Genomic DNA, 16987 nt, shown 5'->3' with positions numbered 1-16987 from the left:
GCACACGGTCCACAGCTACTTGGCGGACGGTCCACGGCGCAGTTCGCTCGGCGGGACGCCGTAGGCCGTGCGGAAGGCCCGGGTGAACTCCGCGGCCCTCGGGAAGCCCCAGCGGGCGGCGACGGCGTGGATCGGCAGGGCCCGCAGCGCCGGGTCGGTGAGCTCCCGGCGGGCGTTCGCCAGCCGCTGGTCGCGGATGTACGCGGCGACGGTGGTGCCCTCGGCCTGGAAGAGCCGGTACAGGTAGCTGCGCGAGATGTGGTGCGCCGCGGCGACGCGGGCGGGGGTCAGCTCGTGGTCGGCGAGGTGGCGGCGGATGAACGCCTTGATGCGCAGGGTCAGCGTCCGGGCGTGCGTCTCGGGCGGCATCCGGCGCTCGGCGTCGAGGGCGTGGGCGAAGACGGCGGTGATGAGGTCGGCGACGACGGCGCCGAGCCGCGGCGCGTCGGACGGCCCGTAGGGGCTGGTGTCCGAGACCAGCTGGACGAGGAACTGCGCAAGCAGCGCTCCGATGCCCTCGCGGCTGGAGATGCGGCTGCCGATGATCCGGTCCGCCCGGTCGCCGGGCAGCGCCACGAGGGCCCGCGGGATCTCGACGCCGATCATGCTGACCGGTTCGCTCCCGGTGTGGATCTCGTACGACCGTGAGGAGCTGTTGGCGTGGATGTCGTCGCTGCGGTAGGCGAGCTGCTCCCGGCCCCAACTGGCCGCGCCCTCGCCCCGTCTGAGGAGGGAGAGGTGGAAGACCTCGGGGTCGGAGCACCGTACGAGCTTCGGTGTACGGCGGAACACCAGCTGGTCGAAGGTCGCCGGCCACACGGTCACGTCGCCCAGGCTGATCACGCGCTGCGTTCCGCGGTAGTCCGCCGCACGGTCGCTGGCCAGATCCATGGGCGCGTGGGTGCGGCCGAGACGCTCGGTCCAGGCCTCGAAACGGTCGGCCGCCGGCAGGTCCAGAGTCCGCAGAACCGATTCGTCCAACACGGTTGTAGTCAACCACAGGCGTACTGGGCCGAAGAAAATGCGGCTGACAGTCCGGGGCCGGGGACGCTACGCTCGCCCGCGATGACGACTTCCTCCGTTCACAGATTGGGGGCCCCGTCCGCGCAAGGTGAGTGCTGATGGTCACTCACATCGCGAACGGCGATTCCCGCCTCTCCCTCTGGCTGCGCGTGCGCGAGTACGCCGTGCCGCCCTCCATGATCGAGACCGCGACCGCCCGGCGCCTCGCCGGGGACTGGGCGGGCGCCTGTGCCGCCGCACGGGTCGACGTCGACCTCGATCCGCGTTCCGTGACGCGTGACCACGGCCGTGAGCTGGCGACCCGGGTACGGGACGACCTGCGGCATCTGGCCCCCGATCTGCTGCGCTGGCACATGCCGCGGATCGCCCCCGACGGACTCCTTCGGCCAGGGCTGACCGTCGGTCTGGCCCGGTACACCGCCGCCGGCCGTGACGGCCCCTACACGGTGCATCTGGTCGCCCGGACCCCGCCCGCCTGGGCCGATGCCGGCCAGCGGATCGCTCTGGCGGTGTGGGACGGGTCCCGGGCCGGCACGGCCGCCTGCCCGCATCCGCACCCCCATCCGCGCTTCCGGATGGATCTGCACCGGCACCTGTGGGACGCGCGCAGGGCGGGTGAGCTAAGGGTCCGGTCGGGGGCCGACCGGCCGGCAGGCACGGGTGAGCGCGTGCTGCCGCGGTCGGCGCCGAACGGGCACCGGTGTGCCGTGGACCGCTGGGCGGCCGAGGCGCGGCTCGTGCTGCGGGCCGACGAGCGGGCCGCACCCGGTGTCGTGGTGCGGCTGGGCCGCCGCTACCGGCTGCTTCTGGACCCGCTCAGCGGCACCCTGGTGCAACTCCGCACGAGCGGCGACGGGTTGCCGGTACTGCCCGACGCCGCGACCTGGGTGCCGCCCGACCTCGAACTGCTGCGCGCGGGCGCGATCGACGCCGGTCGGCTGCACCCGCTGGTCACGGCCGCGCTGGCGCCCGCTCACGCCTCGGCCGGCCCCCTGCGGGCCCCCGAGCGTGCCGACCGGCCGCACCTCGTCGACTGCCGGGGAGAGGTCCACCGGATCGGTCTGGTCGACGGGGTGCTGACCGCGCTCGACCACCGACCGGACGAGATCCGGCGCGAGGAACTGCTGGCCGCCCTGACCGGCACCCCGCTGCCCTGTCTGCAGGCCATCGACCGGGCACACCGCCGGCCCGACTGCCTCGCCGGGGTCCGCGAACGCCTGGACCACGGCGACACCGCCGGCGCGCTGGCCGTCGTGGAAGGGCTGCTGGGGCCCGGGGCGGTACTGCGGGACGGGCCGTTGCGCGAGGAACTGGAGGCGGCCGCCCAACGGCGCATCGCCTACGGCCTGTTCCGGAACGGACTGGCCGGCCCGGCCCCAGGCCGCGTCCTCCCGGGCACACCACGCCCACCCTCCCGGCGCGGACGCCCTCGCCACGGCACCGTCCGCTGAACCGACGCCCCACCACAGCACCCTCCGCTGACCTGACGTCCCGCCACGGCAGCACCATCCCCCGAACCCGCGCCCGCCACCGCCCCTCTCCACCCACACAACCCCAAGGTGATCACTCATGCCCGTAAGCCCTTCGTCCGCCCTGCCCCGGATTCCCGCCGACGACCCCCAACTCGACGTCGCCGAAGCCCTGTTGGCCCTTCTGCGCGACGCCTCCACCGAACCCCGTCCCGACATCCAGCTGGAGGCGCTCACCCTGGCCGTGGCCGCCGATCTGCCCGTGCTGCTGTGGGGCGCGCCGGGCATCGGGAAGACCGCCGCGCTGACTCAGCTGGCCGCGGCTCTCGACCTTCCGCTGACCACGGTGATCGCCAGCGTGCACGAGCCGTCCGACTTCTCCGGGCTGCCCATCGTCGGCGACGACCCCGCCGAGCAGGGCGTCCCGATGGCCCCGCCGGACTGGGCGGTACGTCTGGTACGGGCCGGCCGCGGGCTGCTGTTCCTGGACGAACTGTCCACCGCGCCGCCGGCCGTCCAGGCCGCCCTGCTCCGGCTGGTGCTGGAGCGGCGCATCGGGGCCCTGCGACTGCCGCCCGGCGTGCGGATCGTGGCGGCCGCCAACCCGCGCTCCTCGGCGGCCGACGGCTGGGAGCTGAGCCCACCGCTGGCCAACCGGTTCGTGCATCTGCAGTGGACCCACGACCACGAGGTCGTCGTACGCGGCCTCGGTGGGACCTGGCCCCGGGCCACCCTGCCGCGGCTCGACCCGCACGGGCTGCCGGAGGCCGTGGACTTCGCGCGCCGGGCGGTCTGCGGGCTGCTGACCGCCCGTCCGGCCCTGGTGCACCGGCTGCCCAGCAGTGAGACCCGCCGGGGCGGGCCCTGGCCCTCGCCCCGGAGCTGGGAGATGACGCTGCGTCTGATCGCCTTCGCGACCGCGGCCGGCTCCTCCCGGGACGTGCTGTCCCTGCTGGTCAGGGGGACCGTCGGCGACGGCCCGGGACTGGAACTGCTGGCGAGCGTGGACCGGATGGACCTCCCGGACCCCGAGGATCTGCTCGCCGATCCGGCCGCCGCCGTCCTGCCCGAGCGGGGGGATCTGCGCCAGGCCGCCCTGGACGGTGTGGTGGCCGCGGTCCGCGCCCGCCCGGACAAGTCCCGCTGGGACGCGGCCTGGGAGCTGCTGGTGCGGGCGGTGCGGACCGGCGCCCCGGACCTGGTGGTCGTACCCGCGAGCACGCTGGCCTCGCTGCGCCGGGAGGACTGGGACGTACCGGCGTCCATCGAGGAACTGGCCGGGGTGGTGTCCCTCTCCCGGCGCGCGGACGAGGCGGCCGCCAGGGTGGCCCGATGAGCCCGGACGCGCCGGGGGTACTCGACGAGGCCAAGCTGTTCACCGCCCGTCTGCAGGCCGCCCGCGCCCGCCCCTACCTGGCCACGGCTCTGTTCGCCCTGCACACCGTCGCGTCCCGGACGGTGCCGACGATGGCCGTCGACCGGCACTGGCGCTGCTACGTCTCACCCGGGTTCGTGGACCGCACACCGGTCGAGGAGTTGGCCGGAGTCTGGGTGCACGAGGTGTCCCACCTGCTGCGCGAGCACCACCGGCGCAGCGACCGGGTCGCGAGGGAGCGCGGGCTGACCGGCCCGGCCGAGCGGCTGCGGATGAACATCGCCGCGGACTTCGAGATCAACGACGACGTGTACGGCGACGGGCTGCCGCGGCCCGAAGGCGTCGTCCACCCCTCGATCCTCCAACTGCCCACGGGGCAGCTGATGGAGGACTATCTGCGCCAGTTCCGGCTCGGGCCGCACATCCAGGGCCTGGCCTGGCTGGACTGCGGCAGCGGCGCCGACGGCCGGGAGCGGGAGTGGGACCTGGGCCCGGACGGCGCGCACGGGCTCAGCGAACAGGAGCGGGACGCGGTCCGCTTCCGGGTGGCGCAGGGCATCAAGGGCCGCCCCGGCAACGCACCGGAGCAGTGGCAGCGGTGGGCGGAGGAGGCGTTCCACCCGCCGCAGCCGTGGCGGGAGTTGCTGGGGGCGGCGGTGCGCTCGGCGGCGACCGCCCCGGGGGCGGGCGAGGACTACTCCTACGGCCGTCCGGCGCGGCGTTCGGCGGGACTGCCCGGCGTGGTGCTGCCCGCTCTGCGGCGCCGGCCGCCCCGCGTGTGCGTGGTCATCGACACCTCCGGCTCGGTCAGCGACGCCGAACTGGGCAGCGCGCTGCTGGAGGTCACCGCGATCTCCCGTGCCGTGGGCGGCCGTCGGGACATGGTCACCGTCGTGCCCTGCGACGCGGCGGCGCGGGTCGCGCACCCCCTGTGCCGCGCGGAGGGCATCCCGCTGCTCGGCGGCGGCGGTACCGATCTGCGCACCGGCTTCGCCAAGGCGCTGCGGACGCGTCCGGGCCCCGATGTCGTCGTGGTCCTGACCGACGGGCAGACACCCTGGCCCGAGGAGCGGCCCGCCTGCCGGACGGTGGTGGGCCTGTTCCCCCGCCCGGACGACTCCTGGGACGAGGACGATCCGGAGTACGTGCCGGACACCCCGCCGGAGTGGGCCCGCGTGGTCCACATCGGGCCCGGGTGAGCGCGGACGCCCATGGCGGGGTGCCGCCACGGGCGCCGCCACCTCAGCCGTCGCAGCAGCCGTCCCTTCGCATCAGCCGGCCCATTGCGAGCCAGTCGTCGTCGGCGGCCGCCGTCCGCCGGGCCGTGGGCTCGTACGCGGCGACCAACTCCTCGGTGGTGTACGGCACTCCGCCCCGGAGCACGGCGACCGTGCGCACGAGGGTGGCGAAGTCCGTGAACGGGTCGCCGTCGACGACGGTGAGGTCGGCGAGCCTGCCCTCCTCGACGGTGCCGAGTTCGTCGTCCAGGCCGAAGAGGCGGGCGGGCAGGACGGTGGCCGTGCGCAGGGCCTGGGCCGGGGACAGCCCGCCCCGGTGCAGGGCGCGCAGGCCGAGGTGCAGGGCGAGGCCGACGGGGACGAGCGGCTGGTCGGTGCCGAGGGCGACGAGTCCGCCGGCGGCCAGGATGCACCGGTAGATGTCGGTCTCGATGCGCAGGGTGGCCAGCTGGACCGCGGTGGGCGGGACAGCGGCCGACTGCTTGACGGCTGCCGTGTCCCACGGGGGCATGACCACGGTGACCCGCGGGTCGTCGGCGAGGGCGGGGTCGGCGCCGAGCAGGGGTGCGGCGCTGAAGGGGGTGGCGATCATCGAGAAGTCCACGCCCCGCTCGGTGTAGATCTCCACGACGTCCTCGTAGGCGCGGCCGGACGCGGTGACGGCGTGCCCGAACTCCGCGCGCTGGGTGGCTTGCAGATGGGTCGTCAGGTCCTGTCCGAGCTGGACGCCGGGCGAGAGCAGATGTCCTCCGGTGCGCACGCCGAGCTGTTCGTGGGCGAAGCGGGCCGCCTCCCGCATCACCCAACCCGGCGCCCGGACGTACGTCTTGACGAAGTCCCAGTCGAGCGCGGCGCCTCGCGCGAGCGAGCGGCGCAGTCCCTCGCGGGTGCGGTGGGCGCGGCCCATGCTGTAGGCGACGCGGGCTCCGTCGAGGAGTTCCCCGGTGGCCAGCAGGCGGGGCCCGGCGAGCTGTCCGGCGGCCACCGCCTCGCGGATGCGGGCCTGTTCGTAGGCGAATCCGCCCAGGGAGACGGCGGTGGTGATGCCGTAGGTGAGCTGGCCGACGGTCTGGCGGCCGCCGTAGGTGCTCTGCCAGGGGTGGGTGTGGGTGTCCCACAGGCCGGGCAGCACGGTGCGGTCGGAGGCGTCGACGCGGCGGAGGGCGGCCCGGCGTCCGGAGCGGTGCGGCTCGACCGCCGTGATCCGTCCGCCGCTCACCACGATGTCGACGTCGTCGCGGGTCGTCTCGCCGGTGCCGTCCCAGAGTCGTCCGGCGTGCACGACCAGGTCGGGCGGGGTGGGTCTGTGTGCGTCGAGGGGCACATGGACGGTGCGCGCCGGACCGCCGTCGACGCCGATGAGACGCAGCCGGTCCCCGGAGAGGTAGAGCAGGGTGGAGGAGTCCGCGGACCAGGAGGGGTGGTCGGCGGGTTCGTCGGTGAGGGTGCGCAGTTCGCCCCGTGGGGTGCCGTCGGGGTCGACGGGCAGCAGGCACAGCGCGGATTCGACGATCACCGCCAGCATGCGGCCGTCGGGCGACCAGACGGGCCCGGAGTCGTACCGGTCGGCGATCGAGGTGTGGGGTGCCACCGCGTGGAGGCGGGCGGCGCCGGAGGTGGCGTCGACGATCCGGACCAGGTTGTAGCCCTCCCGGAAGCGGGCGTTGAGCCGGTTGCGGTCGCACAGGGCGAGGTGGCGGCCGTCCGGCGACCAGCTGGGCCGGCCGGGCAGCCCGCCGCCCCCGAGTGGCGCGGCCAGGGCGCGCTCCTCGCCGGACGCCAGGTCGCGGACGAGCAGCTTGCCGGTCATGTCGAGGCAGGCGAGCCGCCGTCCGTCGGGCGACAGGGCCGGATGCACCCGCCCGCCGGTGGCCAGCGCGGTCTCCTCGCCGGTGGTGAGATCGTGCCGGTAGACACCCAGGAGTCCGTCCCGGTCGTCGGCGTAGACGAGCGAGTGCCCGTCGGGGGCCCAGGAGGGACCGAGCAGATAGCGGGTGGCGTCCGCCTTGTGCAGCCGCCGGGGCGGGCGACCGCCCGAACTGTCGGCCAGCCACAATGAGTTGAGGGCGGCGAAGGCGATCCGGCGGCCGTCGGGAGAGAGGGCGGGCAGGTGGATGCCGCGCACCGGCCGGGTGCGGGCCTGTCCGAGGTCGTACTCCTTGACCCGGTAGCTCGGCCGGCGCACGGGCAGCACGCCCTCGAACGGCACCGTCCGCGGTTGTCCGGGACTGTCCGGTCGTACGAGGGTGAAGGCGCCGTCGACGGTCAGGAGCAGTTCTCCCTCGCTCGTCCAGCGCGGGGGCACCGGGGCGATGTCGCCGGTGAGGGGGACCGCGCGGCCGTCGACGACCAGGGTGCAGGAGCCGTTCGGGGCGGCGGTGGTCCGCAGGAAGGCCAGTCGGCCGTCGGCGGCCAGGGCCGGCGTCATGACCTGCGCGGCCTCCGTCTCGGTGTACCGGACGGTGACGGGACCGGTGCCGTCGGCGGGCACAGCGGCGATGGTGCGGGCCTCGACGGTCAGGCCGAGGGAGGTGGTGACGGTCTTGGCGCGGACGAACAGGATGTGCGCGCCGTCCGGTGACCAGGTGGGGTCGAAGTCCTCCCACGGGGTGTCCTGCAGCGGGCCCTGCTGTCCGGGCAGACCCGTGACGCGGGTGATCCGGCCGGTGCGCAGGTCGAGGACGTGGATGCGGTACGGGCCGCCGTCGACGGGGTCGCCGCCGCGTTCGGAGGCGAAGGCGAGCCGGGTGCCGTCGGGCGACCATGCGGGGCCGCGGTCGTCCCAGGGGCCGTCGGTGCGCCGGCGCAGCTCGGAGCCGTCGGGGCGTACGGTCCACAAATGGAAGCCGCCGTCCCGGTAGGCGCACAGGGCGATGAGCCGGCCGTCCGGGGAGTGGGTCGGACGGCCCGGTTCCAGGTCGGCCGGGGTCAGGGGGCGGGCGGTGCCGCCGGCGCGGGGCAGTGACCACAGGGTGCCCTGCACCTCGGCGACCAGGTGGTCGCCGGCGGGGGCGAGGGTGGCCGCGCCGTTGGTGGCCTGGGTGAAGGTCAGGGAGGTGACGTCGGTGCGCTGTCGTGCCGCGACCGCCGGGGCCGCGCCCACGAGGGGCAACGCGCCTGCGGCGGCGAGGAGTTGACGGCGGGTCGGACGGAAGGTGGGGCTCCAGTCACGGTCCATGGGACCCCACACTGGTGCACCGCCCGCCCCGGATTCAACTGACGGCACGCGTAGGGGCACCAAAAGTGAAGGACCGATCTTGCTACAAAGGAGCGTGCGGTGACCTGTTCCGACCGGGATCCGCCGTTCGACAGCCACCGCACAGAAGGCCGAACATGATCGACATCGCCAAGGAATACCGTGTCGCGCTGCCGGCGTGGATCGACGAGGAGCTGGCCGACGTGCCGGCCGTCGTCCCTGGCCGTGAGGAGCGGATGCGGCTGGTGCACCGGCTGGCCGACCGCAACTGGCGTGCGGGCGACGGCGGTCCGTTCGCGGCGCTCGTCGCCGAGCGGGACACCGGCCGGATCATCTCGGTCGGCGTGAACGTCGTCCTCGCCTCCGGTGTGTCCAGCGCGCACGCCGAGGTCCTCGCGCTCGGTCTGGCCCAGCGGGCGACCGGCAGCTGGGACCTCGGCGGCGAGGGGCTCCCGGAGCACGAGCTGGTCGTCAACTGGCGTCCCTGCGTGCAGTGTTACGGAGCAACTCTGTGGTCCGGCGTGCGGGGTCTGGTGATCGCCGGTGCCGGACCGGAGCTGGAGGAGCTCACCACGTTCGACGAGGGACCGCTGCGCACGGACTGGGCCGAGCAGTTCGAGGAGCGGGGCATCGAGGTCGTGGGTGACGTGCTGCGCGAGGAGGCCCTGACGGTGTTCCGCGCCTACCGGGAAGCCGTCGACGCCGGGGACATCGTCGTCTACAACGCGCGCGGGGGCTCCAAGTAGGCGTGGGTCAACGGGCGTCGGTGCCGGGGAGGGTCAGGAACTCGGACAGTCCGGTCAGCAGCCGGTCGACGTCCTCGGTGTCGTTGTAGGGCGCGAGTCCGACGCGCAGGCCGCCGGTGTCGCCGAGGCCGAGCCAACGGGATGCCTCGATCGCGTAGAAGGAGCCCGAAGGGGCGTGGACCGCGCGTTCGGCGAGGAAGCGGTAGGCGTCGACGGTGCTGTGGCGCGCGAAGGTCAGCAGCAGGGTGGGAGTGCGGTCGGCGGCCCGGGAGTGGACGGTGACGCCCTCCAGCGACGACAGGCCCTTGTCGAGCCGGGCGCGCAGGACCTGCTCGTGTTCTTCGAGCGCCGTGAAGGCGGCGGTCAGGCGTTCGCGGCGGCTTCCCTCGGCACTGGTGTCGAGCCCGGCGAGGAAGTCGACGGCCGCGCGGGTCCCGGCCAGGAACTCGTAGGGCAGGGTGCCCAGTTCGAAGCGCTCCGGGACGGTGTCGGTGGAGGGCAGCAGCTTGTCCGGGTGCAGGGTCGCGAGCAACTCCGGCCGGGCGGCGAGCACTCCGAGGTGCGGGCCGAGGAACTTGTACGGCGAGCAGACATAGAAGTCCGCTCCGAGCCGCTCCAGGTCGACTAGCGCGTGGGCGGTGTGGTGGACGCCGTCGACGTAGGTCAGTGCGCCCGTCTCGCGCGCCAGCCGGGCAATGTCGGCCACGGCGGGGCGCGTTCCGATGAGGTTCGACGCGGCGGTGACGGCGACCAGCCGGGTGCGCTCGGACAGGACGGACCGGACGTGGTCGACGGTCAGCTCCCCGGTCGCGGGGTCGAAGTCCGCCCAGCGCACGGTGGCCCCGACCTGGGCGGCGGCCTGCACCCAGGGGCGGATGTTGGCGTCGTGGTCGAGCCGGGTGACGACCACCTCGTCGCCGGGCGCCCAGGTCCTGGCGAGGGTGCGGGAGAACTCGTACGTGAGCTGGGTGGCGCTGCGTCCGAAGACGATCCCGGACGCCTGTGCGCCGAGGAGGTCGGCCATGGCCTGCCGGGCACCGGTGACGATGGCGTCCGCGTTGCGCTCCCCCGCTGTCACCTGTCCCCGGTTCGACAGCGGGTTCGCCAGGGCGCCGGCGATGGCCCGGATGACGGGTTCGGGTGTCTGGGTGCCGCCGGGGCCGTCGAAGTGGGCGGCTCCCGCGGCCAGGGCCGGGAACCGGGAGCGCAGTGCGCTGATGTCGTAGGTCACGTGGTGCTCCTGTGGGTGCCGAGGGCCGTCTGTCCGACACCTCAGCCTGTCATGGGCATCCGGTCCTGATCACGACGGCGTCGGGGGTCCGCTCCGGCCGTCCGCCGGGCCGGAGCGGACGTCCCACCGCAGGTGCAGGGTGTCCGGCTTGCGGAAGACCAGGCCGTACGGCGAGGCGGGCCGCTCGGGGTCGAGGCGCAGGCCGGGGAGTCGTTCGAGCAGGCGCTGAAGGGCGATGCGGGTCTCCAGGCGGGCGAGGTGGGCGGCGAGGCAGTGGTGCGGGCCGTGGGCGAAGGCCAGTTGCAGGCGGGCGTTGTCGCGGCGGACGTCGAAACGGTCCGGGTCGGGGAAGACGGCCGGGTCGCGGTTGGCGCCGGCCAGGGAGACGGTGACGAGGTCGCCGCGGCGGACGGTGGCCGGCCCGAGCCGTGTGTCGCGGGTGGCGTAGCGGTCGACGACGGCCGCGCCGGGTTCCAGGCGCAGGGACTCCTCGATCGCACCGTCCAGCAGCCCGGGGTCGGTCCGCACGAGGGCGAGCTGGTCGGGGTGGCTCAGCAGGTGCAGCAGCGCGTTGGTGATCATCGCCTCGGTGGTCTCGATGCCGCCGAACATCAGCACCGCCGCGTTGGAGGCCACCTCGGCCGGTGCCAGCCGGTCGGCGGCGGAGACGAGCAGCGAGGACGTCCGCCGGTCCGCGACGGTGGCCTCCACGGCGTCCTTCAGGCGGGCGTACGCGGCGGCGCCGGCGGGTGCGGCCGCCACTCCGGCGGTGAGGTCCGAGACCGAGCGCACGATGGCCTCGTACCAGGAGAGCACCGTGTCCGTGGTGGTGCCGACCAGGCCGAGGGCCTCGGTGACGACGGCGACCGCGAGGGGGCCCGCGAAGGCGCGGCGCAGCTCGGCGGCGCCGGACGTTTCGACTTCGGTGATCAGGCGGTCGGTCTCCCGCTCGATGAAGGAGCCGAATCCCTCCCGGACCGCACGGGGCCGGAAGGGGGCGGCGAAGGGCTCGCGGTGGCGGGTGTGTTCGGCGCCGTCCAGGGACAGCATGCTCGGCCCGACCACCTGCGCGGTGGTGAATCGCGGGTCGTCGACCGTGAAGGCGGCCGCGTCACGCATCACGTCGAGCGCCAGGTCACGGCGGGTCACCAGCCAGCCGTTCAGCTCGGGCAGCCACGACACCGGTTCGTGCGCGCGAAGCAGCGCCAGGCGCGGGTGCGGATCGCGGGCGAGTTCGGCGAGCGTGGTCGAGGCGCCGAGGGGGAATCCGATCACACCCAAGGCTAAACACGGCACCGCGGTCCCGGCGCCGTCGGGTGCTACGGGCTGCCGGGCGCCGCGGTGGTCGTACGTCGTCGGTCGCTACGCGCGGCCGCGGCGGTGATCGGCGTCTTCGGACGCTACGCGCCGTCGGACGCTACGCGCTGTCGGCCGCCGCGGTGGTCGGTGCCCGGGTGCCGGTGCTGCCGAACCGGATGCCCTTGGCCTCCTTGCCGACGGCGCTGAGCACGATCACCGCGGTGAGGGCCGGCACCACGGTCCAGGTCATCGCCGCCGGATAGCCGTGCCGTTCGGCGACGGCTTCCTGGATGGGGAGGTTGAGGGCGGCGATCAGGTTGCCGAGCTGGTAGGTGACACCCGGATAGAAGCCGCGGATGGCGTCCGGGCTCATCTCGGTCAGATGTGCGGGGATGACGCCCCAGGCTCCCTGTACGCACACCTGCATCAGGAAGGAGGAGAGCATCAGCCAGCCCGTGGTGGTGGACAGCACGAAGAAGGGCACCACGACCAGACCCGCGGCGGCCGCGACCATGATCGTACGGCGGCGGCCCAGCCGCTCCGAATAGGCCCCGAGCAGGGATCCGCCGATCATCGCGCCGATGTTGTAGACCACGGCGATGGCGATCGCGGTGTCCGGTGACAGGCCCAGGCCCTTCTTGACGAAGGTCGGGTAGACGTCCTGGGTGCCGTGCGACATCCAGTTGAAGGCGGTCATCAGCGCCACCAGGTACACGAAGCGCCGCAGCACCGCCGGGTTCCTGAACACCTGGTGGGCGGGGGTGCGGTTGAGCGCCACGCTCTTCTCCCACACCTCGCTCTCCCCGACCCGCGTCCGCACCCACAGGGCGACGAGGGCGGGCACCAGGCTGAAGGCGAACAACCCGCGCCAGCCGAAGGCGGGTTCGATGCCGAGGAACGCGACAGCGGCGAGCAGGTACCCCAGCGAGTAGCCGCTCTGCAGCAGCCCCGACCAGAAACCGCGGCGCTCGGCGGGGATCTTCTCCATGGCCAGTGCCGCGCCGAGGCCCCACTCGCCGCCCATCCCGATGCCGTACAGCAGCCTCAGCACCAGCAGGACGGTGTAGTTGGGCGCGAAGGCGCAGGCGAAGCCGACGATCGAGTAGAAGACGACGTCGGCCATGAGCGGCACGCGCCGGCCCTTGCGGTCCGCCCACATGCCGAAGATCAGGGCACCGACCGGCCGCATCACCAGGGTGACGGTGGTGAGGAAGGCCATGTCGGTGAGCGAGACACCGAAGTCGTCGGCGATCTCGCTGTAGACGAGTACGACGAGGAAGTAGTCGAAGGCGTCCATCGCCCACCCCAAGTAGGCGGCGACGAAGGCGTTGCGCTGGTCCTTGGTGAGTCCCGATGCCTGTTCCCGTACGGTCTTCAGCATGCCAGCCCTCCCGTGGTTCCGCGGGTGAGGCTAGGTGGGGTCGGCGAGAGGGACAACGCGGTGCGCGGCAAAGATCACACAAAGGGGTGACGGGCGCCGTTCACGACTTCGCCGGCGCCCGATCCCGGATCTTGCCGCGCAGGGAGTCGGCCTCGGGCAGGCCGAGTTCGTCGAACAGGTCCAGGGCCTGCTGCCAGGCCTCCAGGGCGGGGCCGGGGGCGCCCGCCGTCTCGTGGGTGTCGCCGAGGTAGGTGAGGCCGATGGCCTCGCTGCGGCGGTCGCCCGTCTTGCGGAAGAGGGCGAGGGCGCGGTCGTAGCACTCCACGGCCTCGGCGTGGCGTCCGAGGTGGCGGTGGATGAAGCCGAGGCTGTCCCAGGTGTGCGCCTGGCCGCTGAGGTCGCCGGTGGCCTGGACGAGGGGCAGTGCCCTGCGGCAGTGGGCGAGGGCCTGGCGCAGCTCGCCGAGTTCGGCGAGGTACCAGCCGATGTCGTTGAGGGCGACCGCCTGTCCGCCGCGGTCGTGGGCCAGCCGGAAGTGTTCGAGTGAGCGGCGGGCGTGGTGCAGCGCCTCGTGCGGCGCTCCGTGCGCCCAGGCCATCTTGGCCAGGTTCTGGCAGGTGCGGGCCTGGCCGGGGTGGTTGTCCAGCCGGCGGAACAGGTCGAGGGCCCGGTTGAAGTGGTGGCGGGCTCCTTCGGGGTCGCGGAGCTGGAAGCGGGCGAGCCCGAGGCCGCGGTGGCCGGCCGCCTGTCCGGCCGGGTCGGCATGGTCGAGTGCCGTGCGCAGGGCGACGGTGTGGACGTCGGTGAGGGCCTGCCAGTTGCCCTGGCGTTCGAGGAACGTGGTCAGCATGGCAGCCAACTGCCAGGTGTGCGGGGCGAGTCCCGGGGTCGGACGTTCGACCGCCGAGATCAGGACGGGCTGTTCGGCGGTCAGCCATGCCAACGCCTCGTCGGCGTCGGCGGGTTGCCGGGCCTGCGCGCCGGGGGCTGCCGGGGGGAGGGTCATCGGGTGGCGGCGGCGGGTCAGCAGGGCGTCTGCCGCGTACGCCGTGTGCAGGTAGTGGTCGAGAACGCGGCGGGTCGCGGCATGCAGCGTGTGTGGGTCGTCGTGTTCGGCGGCCAGTTCGACGGCGTGGGCGCGCAGCAGGTCGTGGCAGGTGTAGCGGCCGGGCACATGTTCGCTCAGCAGGTGGGCCGCGGTCAGTTCCGCGACCGGCGCCCGCACCTGGCCGACGACCGCACCGGTGAGCGCGGCGAGGGAGGTCAGGTCGGCGTCGGGGCCGGGATGCAGGCCCAGGAAGCGGAACAGCCGGGCGGCCGGCGGGCTGAGGGTCCGGTAGGACCAGTGGAGGACGGTCCGTACCGCGGTGGCCGGGTCTCCGGTGTCCAGGGGGTCCAGGATCCGTTCGGCGGTGCGAAGTTCCTCCGCCAGGGCGGCCAGCGGCCGGGCGGGAGCGGCGGCGGCCCGGGCCGCGACGACCGCGAGGGCGAGCGGCAGTCCCGCGCAGCGCACGACGATCTCGTCGACGGCGGCCGCCTCGGCGGCCACTCGCGCGGCGCCCAGGCGGGCGGCGAGCAGTTCACGGCACTCCTCGGCGCCGAGCAGGTCCAGGGCGAGCAGTCGCGCCCCTTGCGCGGCGGCGAGTCCGGTCAGCGGGGCGCGGCTGGTGACCAGCGCCAGGCACCCCGGCGCGCCGGGCAGCAGCGGTCGGACCTGGTCGGCGTCCCGTGCGTTGTCGAGCACCACCAGTACCCGTCGGCCGGACAGCAGGCTGCGGTACAGGCCGACCTGGGCGTCGAGGGACTCCGGCACCCGGGAGGCGGGCACGCCCAGCGCGTCGAGGAATCCGCGCACGGCCCGGTCCGGGGTGAGGGGCGTGCCGCTCGGGTCGAAGCCGCGCAGGTTGACGTACAACTGCCCGTCGGGGAAGGCCGGACGCGCCTGCCACGCCCAGTGAACCGCCAGCGCGGTCTTGCCCACGCCGCCCATGCCCGACAGCGCGGAGACGACGACCGCCGCGGGGCGCCGTCCGGCAGGGGTCAGCAGCGCGTCCAGGCGGGCGAGTTCGTCGGTGCGTCCGGTGAAGCCCGCCGTCGTCGCGGGGAGTTGGGCGGGTACGACGTAGGGGGCGCTGCCCGCGGGATCCCGCGGTGTGGCGACCGTCGAGGCGGGTCGGGGCACCGGCCGGGCGGGCGGGGCTGCCGCGGGATCACCCGCCGCCGGGTGTTCCCTCGGACGTCCGAGGGGGCGCTCCCCGAGGATCTCCCGGTGCAACTCCCGCAGCCGGCGCCCGGGTTCCGTGCCGAGCTCCTCGACCAGACGCCGCCTGGTCTGGGCGTAGCAGCGCAACGCCTCGCCGCTGTCACCGGCGGCGTGCAGGGAGCGCATGAGGGCCTCCGCCAGGGGCTCGGTCAGCGGGTATTCGCCCAGGAGGTCGGTCAACTGGCCCAGGACGGAGGACGGATCGCCACTGCGGGTCTCGAGGTCCGCCAGTCGTACGGCGGCGTCCACGCGCCGGCGTCGCCAGGTCTCGCGCATCCGGGCGGGCCAGGTGCCGGGCAGACCGGCGAAGGGCTCGCCGCGCCACAGTTCGAGTGCCTCGCGCAGCCGCGCGGCGCGGGTGCGGTCGGGCAGCGCCTCGTCGCGGGCCAGGGCCGCGAGGCGGTGGAAGCGGTGCAGGTCGACCCGGTCGGGGTCGAGGTCGAGTTGATAGCCGCCGGCCCTGCGCAGCACCGGTAATCGTCCCTCACCGTCGTCGTCCAGGCGCTCGGCCAGGCGCCGGATGCGGGCGACGTGCGCGTACAGGGCGCGGCGCGCTCCGTCCGGTGGCTCGGTGCCCCATATCCGGTCGATGAGCACGTCGACCGGTACGGGCCTGCCCGCGTCCACGGCCAACGCGGCGAGGACGGCCCGGCGTTGGGGCGGCCCCAGGTCCACCGGCGCCTCACGCACCAGCACTTCCACGGGTCCCGACAGACACAGGCGCAGCACCGCACCCACCCCCCGTTCACATCGCATCCACATTCCCCTCATATCCGTACGCAGGGCGACAAGCTTTCGGCAAAATCTCGGCCCATCCCCTCACCCCACGCTCGTTGAGCGACGCCGCTCCGGACGACGGCGCGGCGCACGCGTGACCACGCACCACACCGTCATCACACGGGGCTCACACGTGAACACGGGGGTAGACACGTGCATCGATCGACTACGGCGACGGAGACCGCCGCGGCGCGGCCACGGACCGGGCCACCGGCCCCGGCGCCCTCGCCCGGCCTGGCCGGACCGCTGTCCGCGACGGCCGGACGCGGCGTGCTGGAAGGCGCCTTCGCCCTGCTCGACGCCCTGCACCACCGGGAGGACGCGGGCGTGACCACTCTGGCCTCGGCGTGCGGTCTGCCCAAGACGACCGCGTACCGGCTGCTCGACCAACTCGTGGAGCTGGGGGCCGTCGAACGCAGTGCGGGCCGCTATCGCATCGGGCCCGGCATGTTCCGTCTGGGCCAGGGCTGGCAGCCGTACCCGGGTCTGCGCGCGGCCGCGCAGCGGCCACTGCGGCGGCTGGCGGCCGCCACCGGCACGACCGCCACCCTCGCCGTGCTGTACGAAGGGCAGACGTTGATCCTGGACCGGACGGGCACCGACCTCTCCGGGCCGGTGCCCGACGACCGGCGGATCTGGCCCTGGTACACGGCGACCGGCAAGGTCCTCGCCGCCTGGGCGGGGCCGGGCCCGCAGATCGGACCGCTGCCCCGGTCCTGGCCGGACGAAGCCGTCCGCATCCGGGAGTCCGGCGTCGCCTACGACCGAGAGGAGGTGCTGGCGGGCGTGTGCTGCGCCGCCGTACCGGTGTTCGCAGCCGGTCGGGTACCGGTGGCGGCACTGGGCGTCCTGACCGGGCCGGGCCAACGTCTGGAACGCCTCGCCGAGACGGCCCGCCGGGCGGCGTCGGCCATCACAACGGCCCTCCGACGGCAACAGCGACCGGCGCCGGCGGCCCTCGGCCCGCACCGCTGACCGCGTGTCCGCGC

At 74.2% G+C, this 16987-nt stretch carries 11 protein-coding genes; 5 read left to right on the top strand and 6 right to left on the bottom strand.

What is annotated here, in order from left to right; translation table 11 throughout:
* Positions 1–15: 15 nt before the first annotated feature.
* Positions 16–984 (bottom strand): helix-turn-helix domain-containing protein, encoded by a 969-nt coding sequence (locus ACIGDI_RS06030; protein ID WP_399891109.1) that lies wholly within the window; start codon positions 982–984, stop codon positions 16–18.
* 137 nt (positions 985–1121) lie between these two features.
* Here ACIGDI_RS06030 and ACIGDI_RS06025 point away from each other — a divergent pair, with 137 nt between their 5' ends.
* The 3 genes from ACIGDI_RS06025 to ACIGDI_RS06015 all read left to right on the top strand — a co-directional run bounded on the left by ACIGDI_RS06025 (position 1122) and on the right by ACIGDI_RS06015 (position 5066).
* On the top strand, positions 1122–2474 hold the full coding sequence (locus ACIGDI_RS06025; RefSeq protein WP_399891106.1) for a hypothetical protein: 1353 nt from the start codon (positions 1122–1124) through the stop codon (positions 2472–2474).
* Between the two features lie 118 nt (positions 2475–2592).
* On the top strand, positions 2593–3828 hold the full coding sequence (locus tag ACIGDI_RS06020) for an AAA family ATPase (protein ID WP_399891103.1): 1236 nt from the start codon (positions 2593–2595) through the stop codon (positions 3826–3828).
* The gene (locus tag ACIGDI_RS06015; protein ID WP_399891100.1) at positions 3825–5066 is read left to right on the top strand and encodes a VWA-like domain-containing protein; all 1242 of its coding nucleotides are present in this window, start codon (positions 3825–3827) and stop codon (positions 5064–5066) included. The genes ACIGDI_RS06020 and ACIGDI_RS06015 overlap by 4 nt, the downstream gene beginning before the upstream one ends.
* Before the next feature lie 43 nt (positions 5067–5109).
* Here ACIGDI_RS06015 and ACIGDI_RS06010 read toward each other — a convergent pair whose 3' ends face one another.
* Positions 5110–8283, bottom strand: coding sequence for an amidohydrolase family protein (locus ACIGDI_RS06010; protein ID WP_399891097.1), 3174 nt, complete (start codon positions 8281–8283; stop codon positions 5110–5112).
* 155 nt (positions 8284–8438) lie between these two features.
* Here ACIGDI_RS06010 and ACIGDI_RS06005 point away from each other — a divergent pair, with 155 nt between their 5' ends.
* Positions 8439–9047 carry a nucleoside deaminase gene (locus ACIGDI_RS06005; protein WP_399891093.1) on the top strand — a complete coding sequence of 203 codons (609 nt, stop codon included), beginning with the start codon at positions 8439–8441 and terminating at the stop codon, positions 9045–9047.
* Between the two features lie 7 nt (positions 9048–9054).
* Here ACIGDI_RS06005 and ACIGDI_RS06000 read toward each other — a convergent pair whose 3' ends face one another.
* From ACIGDI_RS06000 to ACIGDI_RS05985, 4 genes are all read right to left on the bottom strand, one after another.
* A complete protein-coding gene (locus ACIGDI_RS06000; protein ID WP_399891090.1) occupies positions 9055–10278 on the bottom strand; it encodes a cysteine desulfurase-like protein in 1224 nt (407 codons plus the stop codon).
* A gap of 69 nt (positions 10279–10347) precedes the next feature.
* On the bottom strand, positions 10348–11553 hold the full coding sequence (locus ACIGDI_RS05995) for a cytochrome P450 (protein ID WP_399891087.1): 1206 nt from the start codon (positions 11551–11553) through the stop codon (positions 10348–10350).
* 142 nt (positions 11554–11695) lie between these two features.
* On the bottom strand, positions 11696–12958 hold the full coding sequence (locus ACIGDI_RS05990; protein WP_399891084.1) for an MFS transporter: 1263 nt from the start codon (positions 12956–12958) through the stop codon (positions 11696–11698).
* A gap of 100 nt (positions 12959–13058) precedes the next feature.
* Positions 13059–15977 carry an AfsR/SARP family transcriptional regulator gene (locus tag ACIGDI_RS05985; protein ID WP_399891081.1) on the bottom strand — a complete coding sequence of 973 codons (2919 nt, stop codon included), beginning with the start codon at positions 15975–15977 and terminating at the stop codon, positions 13059–13061.
* Positions 15978–16151: 174 nt separating this feature from the next.
* On the opposite strand from ACIGDI_RS05985, the gene ACIGDI_RS05980 reads away from it, so the two are divergent.
* Positions 16152–16973, top strand: a complete 822-nt coding sequence (locus tag ACIGDI_RS05980; RefSeq protein ID WP_399891078.1) for an IclR family transcriptional regulator — start codon at positions 16152–16154, stop codon at positions 16971–16973.
* Positions 16974–16987 lie beyond the last annotated feature (14 nt).

This window comes from Streptomyces sp. NPDC085900 (assembly GCF_044540925.1).
GTDB lineage: Bacteria > Actinomycetota > Actinomycetes > Streptomycetales > Streptomycetaceae > Streptomyces > Streptomyces gilvifuscus.
The sequence above is the reverse complement of the archived record's forward strand: the minus strand, read 5'-3'. Positions and strand labels throughout refer to the sequence as shown.